The sequence below is a fragment of the Campylobacter troglodytis genome (assembly GCF_006864425.1).
Taxonomy (GTDB): Bacteria; Campylobacterota; Campylobacteria; order Campylobacterales; family Campylobacteraceae; genus Campylobacter_D; species Campylobacter_D troglodytis.
Genome location: NZ_QHLI01000255.1, coordinates 1 through 444, shown reverse-complemented (window position 1 = coordinate 444; position 444 = coordinate 1). Strand labels below are relative to the sequence as shown.

General features: G+C 30.4%; 1 pseudogene. It reads right to left on the bottom strand.

The features are described 5' to 3' along the window. Positions 1 to 156: 156 nt before the first annotated feature. Positions 157 to 444, bottom strand: a pseudogene (locus DMC01_RS15600) (hypothetical protein); the annotation flags it as partial.

The window sequence follows — 444 nt, the reverse complement described above, 5'->3', positions numbered from 1 at the left end:
TCTATATCAAGTAAAATCTTATCTGCAATATTTAATATAGGCTTGCCAAATATATCAAGTGCCTTTATTTTAATTTGCTGCAAGAGATGTCCTTGTTTTTCATTGGCTTTTCATACCTTAAAATTATACTGTATCAACTTAAATTATTTTAAGCTATTATCTATTAATCCTCCCTATCCACCTAACAACCCTTCCTTCATCATCAATTTCAACTTCTAAATCTTTGTATTTGTTATAAAATTTAGGAGCTAACACTTCCTTGAAGTATTTTGTGCCTTTGGGGGTTCTACAAACCCAAAAATGATACCTATCCCAAAATTTTGGAGTATCCCAGTTAGAATATTGATAATCCTCATCACTCATATCCTTATATCTTTCTTTAAGATCTATCATATCATCCCAGTAAGCACCTGTATAAAAGAAATTATCCCTAAAATGTATCCA